The organism is Alteromonas sp. CI.11.F.A3 (genome assembly GCF_032925565.1).
Classification (GTDB): domain Bacteria; phylum Pseudomonadota; class Gammaproteobacteria; order Enterobacterales; family Alteromonadaceae; genus Alteromonas.
The window spans coordinates 2,395,078-2,417,565 of sequence record NZ_CP136708.1 but is presented as its reverse complement, the minus strand read 5'-3'; the positions used below and the strand labels follow the sequence as shown (position 1 = coordinate 2,417,565).

The following is a 22,488-nucleotide window of genomic DNA, read 5'->3' as shown; positions in this document are numbered from 1 at the left end:
TAAATGTTATTTTTTTTTACGTTTGGCGTTTTTATACTTCGAAAGTTTTACTTATTGCCCAGTGTGAGTATCATCTGCACCTATATAATATGAACCTATTGTGCACAAAAACACATGCGAATTTTTTAAGGATACTGATGAACGATTATCAAGCCCCTGCCGATTTATTAAAGGGTAAAGTCATTCTTATCACGGGTGCTGGCGATGGCATCGGTGCTCAAGCCGCTCGAACATACGCAAAACATGGCGCAACCTGTATTTTATTAGGCAGAACCGTCTCTAAGTTAGAAGCCGTTTATGACGAAATCGTAAATGCTGGGAGTGTTGGGAATGCTGAGCCGGCACCAGAACCTGCAATAGTACCTTTAGATATAAAAGGCGCAACACCGTCACACTATCAGCAAATGACACAAACCATTATAGACCAATTCGGTAAACTAGATGGCGTATTGCACAACGCTTCGGTGCTTGGACATTTAAGCTCATTTAAAGATATTGAGCAGCAAGAATGGCTTGATGTGATGCAAACCAATGTAAATGGTACGGTGTTTTTAACTCAAGCATTAATACCTGCCCTTGAAAAAGCTGACAATGCATCGGTTATTTTCACTACCTCTAGCGTTGGGCGCAAAGGTCGGGCGTTTTGGGGAACGTATGCGGTATCTAAATTCGCTACAGAAGGTGTTATGCAGACATTAGCTGACGAGTATCAAAATAAGTCGCTACGCTTTAACTGTATTAACCCAGGCGGCACACGTACTAATATGCGGGCACAGGCTTTTCCAGCTGAAAACCCTGATACATTGAAAACACCTGCCGACATCATGCCTATGTATCTTTACCTCATGGGTAACGACAGTATTGATGTAAATGGTCAATCTCTTGATTGCCAACCTAAGCGCTAGCGCAAAAGATAACAATCAACATATACCTAAAGAAAAAGCCGCGTAAAACGCGGCTTTTTATGATGAACCTTTGTGTTTAGCCTAGCGCACTTCATTGAGTGCGCTAGTAACGGGCTAAAACAGTCACTATTCCAGTGACAATATTAGCGACTATCAAGCTTTAGTCGCCTATTTTAGCCCAAGTATCACGTAACCCTACTGTGCGGTTAAACACAGGCTTATCGTCAGTACTGTCGGCATCTAAGCAAAAATAACCTGTACGCTCAAACTGCCATGCACCTGCTTCAGATCCTCGCTTGGCAAGCCCAGCTTCTGCCCAACCAGTTAGCACCGTTAATGACTCAGGATTTATCACATCGGTAAAGTTCTCTTCAGCGGCTGGATTTGGTACGTTGAACAAGCGATCGTACAACCTAAATTCAGCTTGCTGCGCAGTACCGGCATCAACCCAATGAATCACGCCTTTAACCTTGCGGCCATCGGCGGGATCTTTACCTAAAGTGTCAGCATCATAAGTACAGTAAACGGTGGTTACGTTACCTTCTGCATCTTTTTCTACACGGTTAGCTTTAACCACGTACGCATTACGCAAACGTACTTCTTTATCTAGCACTAAACGCTTGAACTTTTTGTTTGCTGATTCGCGAAAATCTTCTGCTTCAATCCAAATTTCACGACCAAAACTAATTTCGCGAGTACCCATAGACTCATCACTTGGATGATTCGGCGCGACTAAGGTTTCGCTGTCGTTTTCTGGGTAGTTTTCAATAACCAGCTTAATCGGGTCTAGTACTGCCATCGCACGAGGTGCGTTCACGTTTAAGTCTTCACGAACACACGCTTCTAACATGGACATTTCAACCATGTTATCCATCTTAGTCACGCCAATACGTTTACAAAATTCACGTACCGAACCCGCGGTGTAACCACGGCGGCGTAAACCTGCAACGGTGGGCATTCGAGGGTCGTCCCACCCGCTAACGTGATTTTCTTCAACCAATTGAATTAAGCGGCGTTTGCTCAACACAGTGTATTCAAGGTTAAGACGTGAAAATTCATACTGACGTGGCGTGCTATCAATAGTGATATTTTCAATTACCCAATCATACAAACGGCGGTTGTCTTGGAACTCCAAGGTACACAACGAGTGCGTAATGCCTTCTATTGCATCCGAAATACAGTGCGTGAAGTCGTACATAGGGTAAACACACCACTTGTCACCTGTTTGATGATGATGAGCAAATTTAACGCGGTAAATTACCGGGTCACGCATGCACATAAAAGGTGAAGCCATATCAATTTTGGCACGAAGGCTACACTCACCTTCTTTATAATCGCCCGCTGTCATTTTAGCGAATTCGCGCTGATTGGTTTCAACGTCGGTATCACGGTATGGGCTATTTTGACCCGGCGCAGTTAACGTACCACGTAATTCACGCATCACTTCTTGGGTTGAAAAATCGACATAAGCTAAGCCTTTGTCGATTAATTCATTGGCGAAGCCATGAAGTTGATCAAAGTAATTTGAAGAGTAGCGCTCTTCACCATCCCATTCAAAACCCAGCCATTTAACGTCTTCTTTAATAGAGTTAACGAAAGCAATGTCTTCTTTTGCTGGATTTGTGTCATCGAAACGCAGATTACATGAACCTGCGTAATCTTGTGCAACACCAAAATTTAGGCAAATAGACTTTGCATGACCGATATGCAAAAAGCCATTTGGCTCCGGCGGGAACCGAGTTTTAATACTCTCGTGCACACCATTGGCAAGGTCTTTGTCGATGATCTGACGGATAAAGTTGGTCGGACGGTGCTCAGTCTCGGCCATTCGCGTGTTCCCCTTAGCGTTTGAATTAACGTTAAAAAATAATCTTAACGTGTAAAATTAATAAATATTATGAATTAGTATAACACTGACCTAAAACCGACAACCACGTTTTATTACACCTAGCCTTACAAGTGATTAGTTTTAATGCGATGAAACAGTTTTTTATCGTCACTAGTATTAAAAAACAGCATGCGAATAGCAAAAAAAGCGTGGTTAGAAGAAAGTATGGTATCTTTCTTCTTGTCGACAACTCGGTCGTAGCAGACAAACATGGTGCCCATGAAAGAAAAAGCAACCTCTTTTGATATTGCACATTTGGCAGGCGTTTCTCAATCAACAGTATCAAGAGCGCTAAATAATAGCCCTTTGGTAAATCAAGAAACCCGTGATCGGGTTCAGCGTATAGCTCGCGAACTTAATTATAAAGTTGACAAGAATGCCAGTAATTTACGCAAACAAAAAAGTAGTACCATCGCGCTTTTACTGTTTGAAGATCCTACCTCAGATGACTCAATGATTAACCCTTTCTTCCTCGCCATGTTAGGAAGCATTACTCGTGCATGTGCTGCGGCGGGTTATGACTTACTGGTGTCGTTCCAAAATTTGGAAGATGACTGGCATGCAGAATATGAAGATTCAAATAAAGCAGATGGCATTATTTTATTGGGGTACGGTGATTACACCGATTACCGCAGCAAAGTGGCACAACTTGAGTCACAAGGCACACACTTCGTTCGTTGGGGCGCACCCGATGCCGCTCACCCAGGTGTGAGTGTTGGCTGTGATAATTTTCAAGGTGGCTACAGTATTACCGAACATTTAATTGCGCTGGGTAGGACTCGGTTTGCGTTTATTGGTGATTCCGGCAATAAGGCTCCTGAGTTTATGGCGCGTTTTCAAGGGTATAATGAAGCGTTAACAAACCATAATCTTTACGAAAGCTCGTTGCAAAGCGATGCCGTTTCTACTGAAGAAGCAGGCTTTGATGCCGTTCAAGGTATGTTGAACGATGCATCAGGTAAAGGTACAGAATTACCTGACGCTATCGTGTGTGCATCTGATTTAATTGCTATGGGTGTATTACGTGCGCTTAGACAAACAGACTTTAAAGTACCAGATGATATCGCCGTGGTGGGGTACGATAATATTGCAGTGTCGGCCTTCACAACCCCTGCGCTAACCACCGTTCAGCAAAACACTAAGCTTGCTGGTGAATTACTAGTAAGTACGTTGCTTAGGGCAATTTCTAACGAAACAGTAGAAGATTTCCTAATGCCTGCTGAAGTCATAATTAGACATTCGTGTGGGGTAAAAACTTAGCTTTCTAAGGCTGAACAGCAAGACTAGTAGACCAGCCTCACTAGCGAGTCTATCTAAAAATACTTGAATACCCCGCTAAGACACAATTTGTAAATATTTTAAAAAAAGCCCTTATTATTACTATTAAAAAGAATAATAAGGGCCTTTATATTGTGGAATAAATATTATTGCGCCGACATCTGCTTGATGAGTGCCGCTTCTAGAGTATTTGAATCTAACGCTCCTTCCCTTACCCATACTTGAACACCATTGGCGGATACTGACGTTGTTAACGGGTCACCAGAAGCCAACTCACGTGTTTCACCAGACAATTGTTCAGTCCATATGCCAGCTTGCATATATTCATTAACACTGAAATCAGCAGGTTTATCGGCCTTATTGAGCAGTACCAACGCGGTTTGTTGCGCACTATCACTTTGCAACACACGGTAAAATGCGGCTTCATGCCCAGCTAACTCAAGGTTGAACTGCACACCTCGTTGAAGTGCGGGTGTGTTTTTACGCACATTTGCAATTTTAGCCAGTTCAATAGCAATAGGATGAGACTTTGCGTTGTCTATATTATCTTGGCCGAAGTAATTGCGGTTACCTTGGTGTTCAGACGTACCACGCATAAAGCCAATTTCCGAGCCCTGGTACACCACCGGAATACCACGAACCGTAAATAACCAGTTATGGGCATTAATAAAACCATTGTCGGTAGCGTTAATACGCGCCATGTCATGGTTGTCATAAAAGGTAGTTAAATCATAAGGGTTGTTGTAAGGCCCATGGGTTAGATACAAAGTGTCGGCTAAGGTAGCGAAGTCACTTTCAAGTGGCTTTTCGAACACTTTCACCATGGCTTCTTGCATTGGGAAGTCAAGCACACTCACCGCGCCATTTTTTGGAAGGGTATGCTGCGCAATAAAGTTCGCATCATATTGGAAGCTTTCGCCGAACATGAAAAAGTTGGGATGCTCTGCCCTAACCCGGTCTGACATTTCCCGCCAAAAGTCATGAGGTACATGCCTGATGGTGTCGATACGAAATGCATCCGCGCCTTGTGAAATCCAATAAAGGTAACTATTAATAAGATAATCTCTTACCTTGGGGTTTTGATCATCAAGATTAGACAGCTTAACTAGGTCTGGGTAATCATGAAAAAACTCATGGAGTGGGTTATTTTTTGGATCTAAGTCTTCAGGCGCTAGATTCTGGTGATCAGCAACTAATTCGCCTTCGGCGTTATAAATTTCACCGTATCCAGGTTGGTCAGAAGGCATGGTAAAGCTTGGCGTACCGTGGTTTGCCACAATATCGAATACCGATTTTAAACCGAAGTTTTCACGCATTTTTGTGGTGTATTGCTTCACACTTAAATCGCTGCTTATCAAATGCTCATCAGCTTTATAAAAGTTAGTTGCCCAGTAACCGTGGTAGCCCGTTTTGCCGCCGTCTTTGAATGCGCCACCATAGGTGATTTGCTCATCTCCACTAAATGATTGGTTTGGGTTTTCTAGCACTGGTGTCATCCACACTGCCGTAAAGCCCATATCACGAATATAATCGCCGTTGTTCAGTACCCCTTTGAGGTCGCCGCCCATATAGCCGACATAGGCTTTTTCTCCGTCAGGACCTTCCATAGGTAGCTGCCAAGTTGGAAACTCCCCGCCTTGTGCTTCATGGTTATTACTTGGGTCACCATCAACGAATCTGTCGGTCATCACAAAGTAAATGGCTTCGCTGGCAAACGGCGTAGTGGTACCTAAAATTGAGACTTGTGTATTCTTATTAGTAGGAGCTGCTGAAGCTGACATGGCGGATTTAGCTTCTGCCTTGGGCTTTGGCGAATCTGCTGACGAATTAGCACAACCTACTATTGTGCCTACACCCAATGCAAGTGTAATGGCAACGGTAAGGTTTTTTACTTTATGAATCATTGTGCTAGTTCCTTATCAGCGACTTCAGCGCCTATTACTTCATGTTCTTTTACAAAAAATACAGCGATGGCGCCCAATAACATTGACGCGCCAGCGACAACGATGATGTATTTAGCCTCGTTATCGAACACACTACTTAAAATCCAACCTGCGGTTAAACCAGACACTATTTGTGGTGCGGCTACCGTAAAGTTAAATATGCCCATATAAACGCCCGTTTTATTGGCGGGTAACGCCCCTGCCAACATGGCATAAGGCATAGCTAAAATAGCGGCCCATGCAATCCCTACTCCGATCATTGGAATAAGCAGCTTCACTGCCCCAAGGGGCACGGTAACTTCAGTTATGAGTAAGTTCACATTCACCATGGTGAGGTCTTGGAAGAAAAGGAAGCTAACATAGCTTACGCCGCCCAAAATTAACGCCCCGGCATAAATGGTTTTTCTACCAAATTTATCGGCAAGTCGGGCAAGGAATACTGAGAAGATGGCGGCGAATACCGAATAAGCAGCAAACAATATACCCACCCAGTCACCGGCTGCGCCTTTAGCGGCTACAATAGCGTCTGGTACTTGTGCCACTGAAGCAATGTGCGCTGGATCCCACCAGATTTTATCAACGCCCCAGATATGCTGGGTAATTGCTGGTGTGGTATATACCCACATAATAAACAGGGCAAACCATGAGAAAAATTGTACAACGGCAAGTTGTTTCATGGTTTTAGGCATGTGAACAATTAAAGAAAAGAATTCTTTCATACGCACGGTAAAGGGTGCTTTTGGCGTATTTTCTGGTTCGACGTTACTTTCAGCGCTTAGGCCTTTGTATCTATTGTACTCTTCTGGTGAGTACTCTTTGGTGCGAAACACAGTCCAAATTACCGTACCAAGCAATACTGTAGCACCAATGTAGAAAGCCCAAATAACAGAAGGTGCGACTTCGCCCATCTGTGCAGTATTTTCAAGACCAACCACGTTAGTTAATACGAATGGCAATATGGACCCTATAACGGCCCCAATATTTATGAGTAACGATTGGATAGAGTATCCAATGTTACGCTGCGACGGTGGCACCATATCAGACACCAAAGAGCGGAAAGGCTGGAAGCACACATTAAACGATGCATCCATTAGCGCGACCATCAGCGCCCCCATTAGCATTGGCGCTAAAAAGGCCACAAATAAAGGCGCATTAGGTAATAAAATCATACCTAGTACTGCAGCTACAGCACCGGCAAGAATAAAAGGTCGTCTTCGCCCTAAACGGTTCCAGGTTCTGTCAGATGCTGAGCCAACAATAGGTTGTACAATCAAACCCATAATTGGCGCGACTAGCCAGAAAAGTGATAATGAATGTAGATCTGCCCCTAGGTCGGAAAGGATTCGGCTCACATTGGCATTTTGCAGTGCAAAGCCAAATTGAACGCCAAGAAAGCCAAAACTGACGTTCCAAATTTGCCAGAAAGAAAGGCGTGGTTGAGTTGCTTGCATATTTTGCTCTATTTATTGTTTTACTATGATAATTCGCATTAATGCGCAATAAAAACGGTTGCGGACATAGCCGGTAAAGATATGGTATCAGTGGTTTTGAATGACTTACCATCGCTTACACGCGTTAACGTTTTGTGTGAAGACAGCATTTCGTCATAGGTAGTCATCGGTAAATCCACAGGTTCTTTATTTAAGATAACCATAATTTTATCACCTTGCGTTTCATTTGACGTTAGTGCGCTAAGCTTACTATTTTTCTTGCCCTCGGGTGTTGAAATAGGTTCACGGAAAAACGTATAAACACCATCAGTTGGGGCGTAATGTTTAAGAGAGCCTTCAAATTGTAAAGGGTGCGTTTTTCGCAGTTGAAGAAGTTGTTTGATCCGTTGCTGAGCCCAACGTTCATCGGTAGTTAATCCTTCGCCAGTAAATGCATTTTTCTTACTATCAGAAGGCCAACCGCCTGGAAAGTCAGAACGAATAATGCCGTGGTCCTCACTGCCCTCGTTTTGCATGAGTATTTCGGTGCCGTAAAACACCTGAGGTATCCCACGAGTCGTAAGCAGTAACGACATCGCCATATTCCACTTTTCTACATCATGACCAAGTTGTGTATAAATTCGACTCATGTCATGGTTGTCAGGAAAGATAACCAAGTTGTTAGGATCGCCGTAAAGGAAATCAGTGGCGAGCGTCTCATAGATACTGATAAACCCCGAATTCCAACTTTCTTCGTTAGTCAGCGCCTTAACGACTGCTGCTTGTAGTGGAAAATCCATGACGGAAGGCAACGCGCTATCGTAGTCATCATGTCTCTTACTTCCTGCTTGCCAATAGGCTGTTATAGCAGGGTTAACTGACCATTCTTCGCCTACTATATTGAGGTTCGGGTACTCGCTGATTAGACGGTTTGTCCAATCGCTTAAAAAAGCTTTATCGGGGTACGAATACGTATCTACTCGAATCCCACTCAAATTAGCACTTTCAACCCACCAAATGGCATTTTGGATAAGATAGTTTGCAAGATGAGGATTGCGTTGATTTAAATCTGGCATGGTAGGCACAAACCAACCATCGCTAAACCCTTTGATATCACTCTTTATCGCATGAGGATCATGAAGTGACTCACGTTTATGCGTAGTACCAATAAACTTACTATCATTGTTTATCCAGTCACTTGAAGGGGTATCTTCCATCCATTTATGATTGCTACCTATATGGTTGAGAACCATATCCATGATAACACCAATACCTCGTTTATTTGCTGCGCGACTTAACATCAAAAAGTCTTCGTTAGTACCATAGCGAGGGTCAATTTGGTAATAGTCTGTAGTCGAATAACCATGATAGCTATATGTATCCATAGCGTTTTCAAGCAGCGGCATGGACCACAGTTGGGTAAAGCCTAACGCTTCTATGTAATCAAGATGTTGAATAATACCTTCAATGTCACCGCCATGCCGACCGCCTTTTAACGAGCGATCCGCCTTATCAATAAATCCCTCAACATCGTCGTTGTCTTTGTCGCCATTGACAAACCTGTCTGGAGCAATCAAGTAGATAGCATCTCGCGGACCAAAACCTTTTCGTAACGCTGAACCATCCCTTCTCTTTTGCAACGAATAACTAATGTCGCGTGTAGAGCCATCAGTATCGACAAATCGGAGTTTGACATCTCCAGCTTTTGCTTTTGAAGTATCTAATGTAACGAACAAGTAGTTCGCGCTTTCAAGTGCATGCTTTTCTCGAAGCACAACGTCGCTATTAACAATTGTAACCGTATCATCAGCTATATCGTCGCCATAGATCATCAGTTCAACATTACTATCATGCATACCTACCCACCAGTTAGGTGGGTAAACGTCTAAACTACTTTCTTGTGATGAATAACAGTTAAATACGGGAAGTATTAATGCAGATGTAAAAAGTGCCATTAGAATACTTTTTCGCTTTGAAATGCCTATTGGTCGAACGGCCTTATTTACGCGGCTTAAATTGAACACATCAACCCCATGTTAAAATAACGTTAAGTGAAAGACAGAATTCAGATACTAACCTGCGCATTGATTTGAACCAATGTTATGCATACGTATTCACGAATCGGATGTAAGAATCCATGCGAATTAACATAAATAGAAGGTCTTGATTCTGCAATCGAAGCAAAATTCACACAAATAGTTAAAATTCGAATACTCTTGTTTCTAATCCGTTTAATGAAAGTGTCGCTGTGTAATTCGAACCACTGAGATTAAATGTTATTCCTTTATGAGAAAGTAAAGGCTCAAGAGTGAGTTCAGTGGTATTTTTTTGCAGTGACGAAATAGGAATGGTTAACGTTATAGGCCCAGTAGATTCTGTACTAAAGTTAGCAATAACAACTATACCATGCTCATTTTTTTCTCTCATAAAAGCAAATTGCATTTCCGTGTATGCTGTGCCGTCTGCGGCGAGATTCAATGCATGAAGGCTTTCATATTTTCCGGTTACAGCAGGATTAGTAGCAGCAATATCCATAATCTCTTTATAGAAATTGTGTAATGCTTTTTCTTCGCTTGAAGACTGACCTGCGTCAAACTTACCACCATTCATAAACCGCTGATGTGCGGGCACACCAATATAGTCAAAAATTGAAGTACGACTAGGGTCGCCAAACCCCGCTTCTTCACTGCCGTCCTCACCTAAATCCTGACCAAAATACAAGAGGGTTGGTGAAGCACTTATCAGTGCGCTAACGGCGAGCGCAGGTTTACCTTTTTCTGCACTTCCAGCAAATTCTGGACTAGCGATACGTTGTTCGTCGTGGTTCTCGAGAAAGTGCAGCATATGGGTCGCAATATCGCTAACTTCATCGTGCACACTTACCAACTCACTTACCTTACCCTCTCCTTTCATTATCGACTTCAATGTGTCATAAAAGCCCACTTTATCGTAGAGATAATCCATCTTACCTAGTTGAATGTAGTCTCTGTATTTATCGGGTTGATAAACTTCCGCTAGCAAAAACGCATCCGGGTTTCTTTGTTTAATGGCACTATTTAAAAATGACCAGAATTCAACGGGCACCATTTCAGCCATGTCGAACCGAAAACCATCAACGCCTTTATCTAGCCAGTAAATGGCAATATCTTTAAATTTGTACCAAGAGTCCGGTAATGATTTGTCAGCCCAAAAAGCGGCATGCTCTGCCGCTGACTTTTCACGATAGGCTTCTGGTAACGCCGGAAAGTCATGACTTCCGTCAGGTCTTACACCGTAATTTATTTTAACGGTTTCGTACCAATCATTAATATCAGGCTGTGATGCTCGACTGCCATTGCCCGTCCATTTAGCCGGAAATTCGTCAAACTTTCCGTCAACCAATTGATGCTGATTTTTTTCATTAGCTTTGCCGCCTAAAACGGTATCTGCAACGCCCTCTGGCAATACGAAAGGTGTCTTGGGTATGTAATAGAAATTATTGTCTCGCGCATACTCTTGCGATTTATCATCGTTAGCACCGAAGTTATTATGGCGTGGCGAAAAGGATTGATAACGGCGTGCAACATGATTAGGCACTATATCAACAACCACTTTCATACCGTGCTGATGAGTGCGCTGGATAAGCGCTTCAAATTCATGTAATCGATTTGCAGGGTTGTCTGCTAAATCAGGATTAACATTGTAATAATCTTTAACTGCATAAGGCGAACCGGCACGCCCTTTTATAACATCAGGATCATCATCAGTAATACCAAAATTGAGGTAGCTAGTGGCAAGGGCATGATGTGGTACACCGGTATACCAAATATGAGAGGTACCTAAGGCTTTGATACTTTGAAGCGCTTGTGGCGTAAAATCGCTAAATTTTCCCACACCATTTTCTTCGATGGTACCCCAAGGTTTATTTGTTGTATTGGTATTCCCGAACAATCGAGTAAAGACCTGATATACCACGGGCTTGCCAGAATTAGAGGGAATTTCTGTTCGTGGGTGATTCGCGTTCTCATTTTTCATGAGATCGGCTCCTGACTGTGGGTAAGCGATGCATGATAGGAGGCCAAGTGATAAAGCCACTACTGTCAGTTTCTTAACCGTCGAGCTTTTGTTTACTTTTTTGTTTACGCGTTGAGGAGAAGTGTGTGCCGCATTTTTTGCCGCACATTTCACCGTGTGGAGGTGATTTGTCTTTTTGTTATCTAACACTACAAGCATACCTTTGCATTGAATTGCCAATAGCATACTCGTTAAGGGAATGTTAAAACAATTCCATACGTATTCAGTACTAAATTAATACGATGTGATTGCTTTGTTCCGTTTCCCTTGTTCTTCGATTTGTCCTTTAATTTATTAGTCGTTTTTAAAAAAGAGAAGTGCGTAATACAATACTGTTTCTATGCCGCTTTACTGGCAGTAAACTCTTCCTCTGCTTTCGTAGTGGCGCCAAACATATTTTCAGTTAAGCTGCCCGCAAGATCATTTTTAATCCGCAATAAAAAGCTACGTAGCGCTGGCGTTAATTCATTCTCTATAGATTGAGGCTTGATTCGATACACCGCACGTAAGCCATTATAGTCAATCGGGTCGCCCAAACGTTCAAAATTAAACCCAAACATTTTTAATCGGCGAGCCAATTTAGGTTCCATCAATACATAGGCATATTCCATTTCCTGTTCAACGCAAATACTCAGAGCTATGAAGTAAAGCGCCAAGGATAAATAAGGAATATGTTCCAGTAAAACGCTTTCCGCTTTACTCACTTTCTGTTTACCAGAGGGTTTGAACGGCGCTTTAGCTTTAAGCTGTCTAACTCTAAACGATTTAGGAATGGCTAAACGAGAGATTTCACAAATAGAAGTTCTACCAAGTTGAGCGGGTACTAACGCTTTATCTTCAATGGCATGGATACACTTTTCTTCCAGCGGAAGGGCTTGATTGCGAATAGCAGGCATGATGATACGAATCGTTCCTGCACAATCCCCTGTTGGTAAGTGTTTGATATAACAATTAACAGAATAGTCATCATATCTATCAATTTCTAATCCCGTAGAACGCTCTTTTTCGAAGTTCATTTCTTCACAATAAACTTTGTGTCTTGTGCTGAAACATGTCTCTCGGTCTTCGTTGTTTTGTGCGACCACAAGTGAGTAACGACTAAAGAAAAAACTTGATAGTTCATCCATCTGTTTTTTCTTTCTTTTGTTTCTCAACTTCTTCAAGTTAGAAGAAATATGGCTATGAATTGTTTTTAATTTATTTAGTGAAGTAGCGACACGTTTTTTCAATTTTTGGTCCTCTATAGATTTAGCAGGCCCAGTTTGAAAAGAATGACAAAAGCTCACCTTGTGCTCACACACAATTTCACTCTCGAATACAACGATTCAAACCGATTTATAGTTTTGATTGATTATTATTATCCCGGCTCTCACGTATGAGGCTATTACCTGAGATATACTCTGATTTTGCTAAACGGTCGTAAAGTACGACGTTAGCGGTAGCAGCTAGATTCATACACGAATAAGTAGGTATGTAGACAACATGGTCACACCACTCAAGTACGCTTTTATCTAGACTGCCATCTTCTGGTCCGAAAATGTACATTGCATTTTCGGGATGTTTGAATTCTGGTAAAGGTAATGCACCTTCTACTAGCTCTATGGCTACTACACTTGCATTCTCGGGCACGACCTCTTTTAAGTCATCAACGCCGATAGTAGGGATCTTTTTATGGAAAGCCTTCGTATCAGCATTAAAGTTCTTCGCAATACGGTATCGGTATCCGGTGTAAAACACGCTTGATACACCGTAACAACCTGCCGCTCTTAAGATAGAGGCAACGTTTACGGGATTTTTCGGGTTTACTAACCCGATACTCACTGTTTGCTTTGATAGCGAAAGGGAACTCACACGACCTCTTTTTATTATTAGTTATTTTGTTATTTTGTTATTTTGTTATTTTGTTGCGCAATAATGTTTAAATAGTGGCACTTTGGCCACTACTATGTCACGCCATTCTAATTTATTAGTCAGTTTGAAATCGCGTATTATCGTTATACTTTAGTTTAATTATGCGACGGTTTTATTACTTTGCGTGGTCTTCGGCTCTACTTTCGAGTTCGCAATAGCTCGTCTTGCCATTCGCCTCCCCTGTCCGTAGCCACGTAGTAGTTTCTTTTTATCCATCGTTAAGCGCTTAACACAAAATGCTTCATCAGGCGCTATAACAGTAATTTTGCAATCAGACGGCGGATTTAAGAGAAAATTCAATGTTTCGTTATAAATATTTGATCTTTTCGTCATCTTATCTAGTAAGGCGGGTTGAGCGCCATACATTTTTTCTAAAAGCCACGCTGTTTTCACTGCTGGTTTTGTAAACCCCTTAGGTTGAGATAGCACTACCGTTATATCACGTGCCCCCATCTCATAAGCTTTTATTGCCGGTATAGCATCAGCCACTCCGCCATCAACATAGCGGTTGCCATCTATTATGGGTTGTTCTCTAAACGCTGTTGGAATGGCGCAGGATGCCACCATCAACGCATCAACATTTTCTTCCGTAGCTTGTATGTATTCACATTCACCAGACTCGACATTAGTGATCCCAACATACAATGGCATTGCTGTTTTTTCACCTGGTGCAGGTATACCTAAAGACTTTTTAGAGTGATGCCATAACCAATGTACATCAGTCATGTGCCCACCTTTGATAAAACGTATTGGGCTAAAAAACTCTCTTTTAGTGGCATACTGCGTAATAATGGTCTTACTAAGACCTGGCATTCTAGCAACGTAAGTTGAAAGGTTGGTTGCCCCAGCCGATACCCCTATCGCGAAATCGAACGGATAGTGGTTTTGTTCCATGAACTTATCCAATACGCCAGCTGCAAATACGCCGCGCATCGCACCACCTTCTACCACTAAAGCTGATTTCATTGTCTCAATCTCCGTTATAGCAATATATAAAATTACTGCTTAATTAAATCCCTCTATTGGAGCCCCCTAGCCATCTAAAAGCTCTGGTAAACAATGTTACTCAGCAATGCCTATTATTAACCACACCTATTGCTGAAGCGCCAACGTGCATAAACATGCACTGTTGCTAAGTTGCAATTTTGTGTAGCGTTCATCTACTACCTAGGTTGAAGAAAGCAAAGTATGTTCCAATAGTGCGAATTTTTAATTTTGCCGTAATCAGGCGAGAAAGATGTAAGAGAAAAACTGATTGGCTTAATGGGAAAAAACTGTTTAAGGAATAAAAAAAGCCGTGAAAATCCACGGCTTTAGTTTTTTGATTCAACGCTAACGTTTATTTAGCGCTCACGGTGAGTGTAGGCGACTCACCATTAGGACCAGACACTTTAAATTCGTAAAGCCCCGCATCAGTGACGTCAATAACAAGGTTATTGTTGCTAAATGACAACACTTTTGGCATATCCGGCGTTACAAGGTTAGATGCCGCATCATTAGGGTTACCCAAGTTAACCGTATTCCAATCTTCTGATGCCACTTTGAACTCTGCACTTCCTACGCTAAGTTCAATATCCACCGTGTATTCCCCCTCACCTTGGTAGGTAAATAGGTCAGTGGTTCCCCATCCGTTCATACCACCGCGTATGTAGACTTCTGTGTCACCGAAATAGGCCTCATTATATACACCTATGGTGGGATTGCTTTCGTCATTTACATCAAAAACAAACACATAACGGTCAGCGTCTTCAATAGTCAGAAGCAAGTTATCGTTTGTTCTCGCCAAGGCAGTTGTTTGACCAACATTCACATTTCTATCTGTATCATCAGCACTCAATGCGCCGAAATTGACCGTATCCCAATCCTCAGAAGCGACTTTGAATTCATAACTACCTGGGTCTATATCCATTGTCACCATATAGATACGCCCCCCTTGATAAACAAGTTCGTCATTCGTTCCCCAATCGTTTACTGCACCTCTGATATACACAGGTGTTCCAACATAGGGCTCCTCATTAACAATAGTGAGTACAGGGGACTCTGAATCCGAGGCGTTTATGGTAAACAGATACGTAGCACCAATAGCAGGCGTGAATGATAGATTGTTATTACTTCTTGCCAAAATTTTAGGCTCAGTGTCTACAAGTGCACCATCATCACCTTCTGCGGCACCAAAATTAACCGTTTCCCAATCCTCTGAGGCAAACTTAAAGCCGTAAGTAGTGCTCGCTTCAAGAGCAACAGCAACTTCATAAATGCCATCACCTTTATAAATAAATGGATTATCAGTGCTCCAACCGTTCATATCGCCACGAAGGTAAGGCGTAGTTTCACCATAAGGCACAACATCCGGGGCACCAGAAGTGGCGTACGCCGACAAACCATAACCTTGTGCGCCTGATTGCGGCTTCACAAATACGGCAATGGTCAGTGCTGGGACCGTGAATATACCATTCCCGTCTTCAGCTTCGTTAAACGTAGCCCCCCTTACAGCTTCATCACTTGAGTTCATTTGCCGTGCATGTAATGAAAACCCGGTTGCGGTATTGATACTTATAGATTGCGTGTCGTACCCCGTATTCACAAGTACGACGATGGCATCATTTTGCATATCGAGATCGGTACGTGGGCTTTCAGTATCATCCGTAACACCATCATCAATACTCATGGCTATTAAGCCTTTTTGCTGGTTTGAACCGATATTATGAAAGCCAATACGGTCAATGATGTCCTCTGCGGTAGTTAAACGAAATAGCGGGCTTTCCATACGAATGGCAAGCAACTCGTTAAATACATCCGACGCAAGCATGATATCGGTCATAGTTGCTGCTCGTTCTGGGTTATAAATAAATTCACCCATTTCTTCCCAGCGAACTTCATTGTCTTCTGCTAACGGTAAACCCACATTCCAGTTATTGGTTTCATAGGTAAAATCAACGAAGTTGAACCAATCACCCGCATCATAGGTGTTTCTGTCCATAGACTTAGAGCGCAGTAAATCCCCTCCCATTTGTAAGAATGGAATACCTTGAGACACCAGCGGGATACCAATAGCAACGCTCTGTGCACGCACGCGCTCACTCAACGAAATATCCATCGGCAAGGTGTAGTTCAGTTGATCCCATAAAGTTTCATTATCATGTTTAGACACATAATTAATAATGTCGGCGGGATCGAGTGCGTAGCCACCTAAGTTGCTGGTATTGCTCGCTACGCCAGCAGACGTTTCAAGCACATAGTCTTGTAGTGTACCTACCATGCTCATTTTAACCTTGTCCTGATCACTTAGTAGCGCGTCAGAGTCAGGTGAAAAGATATTCCCTTGGCGAATCGCTTCACGAATTCTATCGTTGTACGTGCCTATTTGCGTACCGGCCATATTCAGCTGGTTCGCTTGCTCATAACCTCTGTCAATGCGCGTCCAGCCCTCACCGTAGAAGTAATTATCTTCATCCAAAGCTTGAACGCTGTTGCGCAATTTCAACATCGTCTCTTTAGAAGCTTGGCTCATAATGTCGAATCGAAAAGCGTCGTATTTGTAATGCTCTGTCCACATAAGTAGTGAATCTTGCATCAACTTTTCCATCATTACGTTGCGCGGCTCAGTATCATCGCAGCAGGTTTCGCGAACAATAACTCCGGTGTCTGTTTCATAACGATGGAAATACCCAGGTACTACCTTGTCCAGCACAGATTTCGCAAACACGCCAGAAGCATTGGTATGGTTGTATACCACATCTAAAGCAACGCGAAGTCCCATTTCATGTAGCGCTTGAATCATGGCTCGCATTTCAACAATACGCTCCACACCTTCTGCGCTTGACGCATAGCTGCCTTCCGGGGCGTTAAAATGATGTGGATCGTAGCCCCAGTTGAAGCCATCAATAGCACGCATATCGCTAGTGAGTTGCTGTGCTTTCGCCGCTTCGGCTAATGGGTCGTAACTGTTGTACACATCAATGAGTAGTGTGGCACTGTTCTCTTCCTCACAAACTGCTGCGTCGGTATTAAGGCGACATAAGTCTGCAACCGTATCAAATAAACCAACCGTTTTAGTCGGGTCTTCGTCAATGGTGGCAATATCGTTCGCTGGCAGTATATGAAAGTAATTTAGCCCTGCTTCAACTAATTTTTGTAGGTGTAAAACGGGCGCCGTGTTTTGCTCAGTAAATGCTAAGTATTTACCACGATTTGCTTCGCTTGTAGACATATCGCGAATACTGAAATCACGAACATGACCTTCGTAAATAACGGCATCCTCAGGGTTTTCTAACGTAGGAATATTCTGAGTATCCCACCCTTCTGGTTTTAAATCGTCATCTGCTAAGTTAACAAAGCGAGAGAAACGGCCATTGGTGCTAAGGCTTACCGAGTAAGGGTCAGTAACATCAAGTACTTCTACTGCCCCTGTTTGCGGATGAAAAACCGTCACTTCATAGCGGTAAAGCTGTCTATCTAACGACATGTCTCCCTCAAACTGCCAAATGCCTGTAACGGAGTCGCGTGACATGGTGTGGCGATTTGCGAGGGTTTTATTATCGTTGTAAGTTAGCAAGTCTACATTTTGGGCCGTGGGAGCCCATACCGACACAGCAATTCCGGTATCAGTATAAACAGCGCCTAAAGTAGCTTCATTCGCATCTTCATCACCCGCGGTATAGATAGCATCAATAACCTTTGCATTTTGTAAGCCTGTTGCTGCTACCAGTATGCCATCACTGTCATACCCGCCCACTACGGCTTGGGTGGTCAGAACCGTTTTAGCATCCTCTAGGCTCCAGTCTCCTTCCCACGCCTGAAGACCCGCTAGGTTTTCTGCTTTAGCAGTTTGGCTCTCGTCTAACGTGGCAGGCATTAACGCTACTGACGTGCCGTTAATTCCACTTTCCAGTGAACTCTCTAAGTCAGCATTCGGTGAATAGTGAAGCTTCACCGTAGATACGGTATCAGCCACATCCCACAATATCGTATTCGCATCTAACCAATGTGCGCCAAACCCGTCTATATCCACTGGCTGTGGCCCAAGTGACATAATTGGGTATTCAAATAAAGTAGGCTCTCCCGATAAGGTAAAGTTCATTCGCACGTAAGTAGCATCATCTTGAACTAGCGAAGCTTGGAAGTCAGAACCGCCTAGCTCTTTACCTGCATCGTCAGTGCCTAAGTGAATGATAAAATTGTGGCAATCATCAAAATCATTTTTTAAATCTAAAACCCAATACGCACCATAATTAGGATCGATACCCGTATGTTGACGTCCATTGGCCCAATCAGTATCTGAATCGGCATAAGCGTCACATTCATCGTTATTCCAAGTATGTAAACGCCAGCCTTCGTACACGGGGTCGTTTGTTGAATTATCAGCATCAACTGCCGCGCGGTTGTAGTATAAAACCGCTTGATTGTCGGCGGGGAAAAATACCGGTAGTGGTAAGCTTGGATCGGCGCCAACCACACACGCATCATTAGTTTCATTTGGTACCGTAGGCGCGTCACATTGAATCGGTGGTGGGGCTACGCACGCTGTGCCGTCTTCATTTGGCACGTTTGGTACATTACAGGTAAGTAAATCGTTTGAGCCAGATTCAACACCTGAGCCCCCGCAACCTACTACAAAAAGTGCCGTTAAAATAAGTGCTGCAATACGCCACACCTTTAGCGTTGGTAGTGGTATTTTTAACATGGATAACTCCAATTTTTTCTTTTTCATACACGCAGTATTGGCAATTATTGCCGTAATTTTCGGTTTTTTAGAAATAGAAGAAATGCTCATAATTGATATGTCATCCCTAAGTAATACTGTGTTCCGAAAAACTGAATAGTGCCGGTTTGCTCAGAAGAGGTGAAATAGCTTTTGGTAGGTTCGTCGGTAACGTTGTTTACTTGAAACAATACACTCCACTTATCGTTGATTTCGTACGATGCTTGGTAATCAACTACCAGTTCAGAATCAAAATTAACGGTTTGATCGTTAACTGCCACTTGTTCTGATACAAAGAAATCTCTGTAACGCCCAGACAAACGCGTTTCAAACCCTTCATATTCCCAAAACAAGGTTACCGTAGCGACATTTTCAGATAAGCCAGGCAAGCTATCCGAATACACCGAACTGCTCAGCGTACGTTGGATTTCACTTTCTGTGTATGAGTAACTAGCCGTTACCCCTAAACCGGACCAGAAGCTTGGCAACTTGCTATAAATTTCAGTGTAGGCAATTTCAACACCGCGAATATAACCACCTTCAGCGTTATTTACTGCCGTGCTATAGCTGCCATTTTCGGTAGGAACCGTTACAAAAATAGGGTTACCATCGGCATCCCGAGACAACTCAGCCTCTTGCCCTACAAATTCAGGTTCAAGATAGACAGGGACTTGAACCGACTCGGGAACCACAATGCCGTTGCCGCTGAAGTCATAAGGCTCTATGTTAATTTCTTCAATGAAGGATTCTATATCTTTGTAGAATGCCGCTAATACTAACGCTCCTTCGGTATCCTCAAAGTAGTATTCCCATGAAATATCATATTGGGTGGCATAAAAAGGCTCTAGGTAAGGGCTATTTGTTGCGTTCCCGTTTACCTTGGCGGTAGGTTGCGACAAGGTCACTTCTCCCGAGTCTCTATCTTGCACAGCAGTCACCGTTTCAACGGTGGTAGAAGCATTTGCCGCAAACCTATTGATAGGCGCACGACCCATTACTTTCGCTGCTGCAACTCTGAGCTGCGTATTATCCGTAAGCGCAAAATTAAGGTTAATAGACGGCAAGACATCATCGTATTCATGGGTAAGCGTTGTGAAGCGGTAAAAATTGTTAATTAAGCCGGCATCATCGGTAATGTTTTGTGCGCCCGCGGTAGGATCACTTATCTCGATTGTGACGCCCGTTTCTGGATCGGTAATTAACGACGTAGCACGCTGGTATGTGGTAGAACTTTGTTTGGTTTTTACGTAACGAACACCCACGTTACCGGTAACTGGCATACCAGCTATCTCAGTATTGAGGCCCGCCATCAAATAAGCAGAGTTTACGGTTTCAAAGACCTGCCCACTTTCTTGCATAGTCCAAGAAGTAGACGGCCCCGTACCTGGACCATTAATCACACCAGCAGCCCCTGGTCCCCAGGTTTGAACGGGTTGAGGGTAGCCGCTCGGAAACCATGCATTTAGCGCACTGTTTAAATCTACCGACAAATAGCTTGGGAAATAGCTGAAATCGCCAGCCCAGTCAACTCGCTCCACCATATCGTTAGTTAAACGCAGCGGAGGCTGACTTGCAGAAAACGCACTGTCGTTGCCGTATTCAAATACCGAACGATCGTTGCTGTACTCTCTATCGGAATAGCGATAACCAAACTCCAAGCCTGTCACGATGGGCATGTCGATAAAGTATTGGAAATCGACCTTGTATGCATCAAGCTCATCTTTGTTCACAAAGGGGTAAATGCCGTATTTACTCACCATCACCCTATCGATATCGGAAAACGCATCTGCTTGATTAAAGGCTAAATCAGGAAGATTATTGCCATTCAGCAAATACGAAATTTGAACGTTCTCATCAAACACTGGGCTCACGGCGTTGGCATCTTCACTGACTAACGACCATAGCAAGCCATTACGGAAATCACTTTTCGCGGTGGAACGTGACACATCAAATTGCACCGACAAGTCAGCACTAATTTCCCAATCTGCGTTAATACCGAAGTTTTCAACGCTATCGAAATCTTGGTTGTCATCGTTAACTAACTCAACCCGTGTAAAGCTAGTATCTGTGCGAGAAAAGGTGCCACCGATAACACTATTGTTCACAATGACAGGGTTCGTGATGCCTGCCGTTATCCCACCTAATTTCACTCGATACCCACGGGCAAACTCTTCTGAATCGAACTTAGAAATAAACGCATCGGCTTTTAAGGTGAAATTTTCTAATGGAGCCCACTCTATTGCTGCGACATATCCGTCGCGAGTTTGCTCCCCGCCTTTATGCTGAATTTCGAAGCCTTCCGAAATAAGCTCACATTCTGGACAGTCTGTGCCCACTCTGTCGTTGTCCCCCTCAATACCATCGACGTCCACGGCTCCGTTGTACGCTAAGCCAACGAACTGGGTAGATACACTGGGTTGAAACAAACGTGCATAACCAAGAGATAACCCTATGGTGTCGTCCATGAACTTCCCTTGATAGGAAAAGCTCAATCGATGACCATATTCACTCGCATCAGATATCTCACTGGCTCGGTCGTTATACATACCCCGCATGTTGGCACTAAACTTATGCTGCTCCTCCATGGCTAATGGGCTGGCTGTTTTAAGCTCTACCGTTCCCGCAATGCCCCCTTCAATCAGCGATGCTTTAGGCGATTTATACACACTGGCTTCGGTGATCAATTCTGAAGGGTACTGGTCGAACTCAATGGCTCGGCTTCCACTCGTAGACACTTGCTCACGACCATTGAGTGTAGAAAACACAAAGTCACCCGCTAAACCACGAATGTTTATTTCAGCCGCTTGGCCTCCAGTACGCACTGCAGATATACCCGGCAATCGTGTAAGAGCATCTGCCATAGATACATCAGGCAAACCGCCCAAATCATCAGCAGAAATTTGTTCTGACACCGTGTCAGAAAAGCGTTTTTGATTGAGTGATTGTATGAGGCTAGTACTAAACCCCCTCACCTCTATGCGTTCGAGCGTTTCTTCAGATATGTCATCAGCAGCTGGTTGACCGCGCGATTGTTCAATTGAGGTTTCATTACTGACTTCATCAATAGTGTCTTCCGACGTTTGCTGTGCGTAAATCGGCAGGGAAAATGCCAACCCACTACTGACTAACGCCACCATGATAGGCTTAAGTTTGAATGTTCTCATTGGTGCCCCGTTCCTTGTTTTTTTATCAACGGTTCGGGAATACCACACCCAAACTCGTCACTTATGGTTCTGCCGTAAATAGTATCGGGTTGTATAAAAAGAGAGCAACACTATGCATACGTATTCATTTACATTAAATTTACACGGCATTAAATATTAGCGACACTTAACTTAATCGGATGTGTAAGGCGTTGAATATAAATGAGGAATAACCC

At 43.2% G+C, this 22,488-nt stretch carries 12 protein-coding genes; 2 read left to right on the top strand and 10 right to left on the bottom strand.

What is annotated here, in order from left to right:
• Positions 1-137: 137 nt before the first annotated feature.
• Positions 138-905: a YciK family oxidoreductase gene (locus R1T43_RS10350; protein ID WP_211070946.1), complete on the top strand. Its 768-nt coding sequence runs from the start codon at positions 138-140 to the stop codon at positions 903-905.
• Between the two features lie 160 nt (positions 906-1,065).
• On the opposite strand, the gene glnS is transcribed toward R1T43_RS10350, so the two are convergent.
• Positions 1,066-2,733 (bottom strand): glutamine--tRNA ligase, encoded by a 1,668-nt coding sequence (glnS, locus tag R1T43_RS10345; RefSeq protein ID WP_317348616.1) that lies wholly within the window; start codon positions 2,731-2,733, stop codon positions 1,066-1,068.
• 279 nt (positions 2,734-3,012) lie between these two features.
• Between glnS and R1T43_RS10340 the strand changes: the two genes are divergently transcribed.
• On the top strand, positions 3,013-4,053 hold the full coding sequence (locus R1T43_RS10340) for a LacI family DNA-binding transcriptional regulator (RefSeq protein ID WP_317348614.1): 1,041 nt from the start codon (positions 3,013-3,015) through the stop codon (positions 4,051-4,053).
• A gap of 164 nt (positions 4,054-4,217) precedes the next feature.
• Here the strand turns inward: R1T43_RS10340 and R1T43_RS10335 are convergent, their stop codons facing one another.
• From R1T43_RS10335 to R1T43_RS10295, 9 genes are all read right to left on the bottom strand, one after another.
• The gene (locus R1T43_RS10335; protein WP_410548970.1) at positions 4,218-5,975 is read right to left on the bottom strand and encodes an alpha-amylase family glycosyl hydrolase; all 1,758 of its coding nucleotides are present in this window, start codon (positions 5,973-5,975) and stop codon (positions 4,218-4,220) included.
• On the bottom strand, positions 5,972-7,465 hold the full coding sequence (locus R1T43_RS10330) for an MFS transporter (RefSeq protein ID WP_317348612.1): 1,494 nt from the start codon (positions 7,463-7,465) through the stop codon (positions 5,972-5,974). The genes R1T43_RS10335 and R1T43_RS10330 overlap by 4 nt, the downstream gene beginning before the upstream one ends.
• A gap of 38 nt (positions 7,466-7,503) precedes the next feature.
• A complete protein-coding gene (locus R1T43_RS10325; protein ID WP_317348610.1) occupies positions 7,504-9,399 on the bottom strand; it encodes a glycoside hydrolase family 13 protein in 1,896 nt (631 codons plus the stop codon).
• A 244-nt stretch (positions 9,400-9,643) separates the two neighbouring features.
• Positions 9,644-11,458, bottom strand: a complete 1,815-nt coding sequence (locus R1T43_RS10320; protein ID WP_317348608.1) for an alpha-amylase family protein — start codon at positions 11,456-11,458, stop codon at positions 9,644-9,646.
• A gap of 377 nt (positions 11,459-11,835) precedes the next feature.
• Positions 11,836-12,726, bottom strand: a complete 891-nt coding sequence (locus R1T43_RS10315) for a PEP-CTERM/exosortase system-associated acyltransferase (protein WP_317348606.1) — start codon at positions 12,724-12,726, stop codon at positions 11,836-11,838.
• A 106-nt stretch (positions 12,727-12,832) separates the two neighbouring features.
• Complete coding sequence (locus R1T43_RS10310; RefSeq protein WP_057791637.1) at positions 12,833-13,348, bottom strand: RNA methyltransferase; 516 nt, start codon at positions 13,346-13,348, stop codon at positions 12,833-12,835.
• A 159-nt stretch (positions 13,349-13,507) separates the two neighbouring features.
• Positions 13,508-14,374: a patatin family protein gene (locus tag R1T43_RS10305; RefSeq protein WP_317348603.1), complete on the bottom strand. Its 867-nt coding sequence runs from the start codon at positions 14,372-14,374 to the stop codon at positions 13,508-13,510.
• A 373-nt stretch (positions 14,375-14,747) separates the two neighbouring features.
• Entirely contained in the window at positions 14,748-19,091 is a 4,344-nt protein-coding gene (locus R1T43_RS10300) for an alpha-1,6-glucosidase domain-containing protein (RefSeq protein WP_317348600.1), read from the bottom strand.
• Positions 19,092-19,177: 86 nt separating this feature from the next.
• Entirely contained in the window at positions 19,178-22,273 is a 3,096-nt protein-coding gene (locus R1T43_RS10295; protein WP_317348597.1) for a TonB-dependent receptor, read from the bottom strand.
• Positions 22,274-22,488: the final 215 nt, after the last annotated feature.

Excerpts from the sequence above, each read along its gene's own strand:
- R1T43_RS10325 (WP_317348610.1), bottom strand. The coding sequence starts at position 9,399 with ATGGCACTTTTTACATCTGCATTAATACTTCCCGTATTTAACTGTTAT.
- R1T43_RS10350 (WP_211070946.1), top strand. The coding sequence starts at position 138 with ATGAACGATTATCAAGCCCCTGCCGATTTATTAAAGGGTAAAGTCATT.
- R1T43_RS10330 (WP_317348612.1), bottom strand. The coding sequence starts at position 7,465 with ATGCAAGCAACTCAACCACGCCTTTCTTTCTGGCAAATTTGGAACGTC.
- R1T43_RS10335 (WP_410548970.1), bottom strand. The coding sequence starts at position 5,975 with ATGATTCATAAAGTAAAAAACCTTACCGTTGCCATTACACTTGCATTG.
- glnS (WP_317348616.1), bottom strand. The coding sequence starts at position 2,733 with ATGGCCGAGACTGAGCACCGTCCGACCAACTTTATCCGTCAGATCATC.
- R1T43_RS10295 (WP_317348597.1), bottom strand. The coding sequence starts at position 22,273 with ATGAGAACATTCAAACTTAAGCCTATCATGGTGGCGTTAGTCAGTAGT.
- R1T43_RS10340 (WP_317348614.1), top strand. The coding sequence starts at position 3,013 with ATGAAAGAAAAAGCAACCTCTTTTGATATTGCACATTTGGCAGGCGTT.
- R1T43_RS10300 (WP_317348600.1), bottom strand. The coding sequence starts at position 19,091 with ATGTTAAAAATACCACTACCAACGCTAAAGGTGTGGCGTATTGCAGCA.
- R1T43_RS10305 (WP_317348603.1), bottom strand. The coding sequence starts at position 14,374 with ATGAAATCAGCTTTAGTGGTAGAAGGTGGTGCGATGCGCGGCGTATTT.
- R1T43_RS10320 (WP_317348608.1), bottom strand. The coding sequence starts at position 11,458 with ATGAAAAATGAGAACGCGAATCACCCACGAACAGAAATTCCCTCTAAT.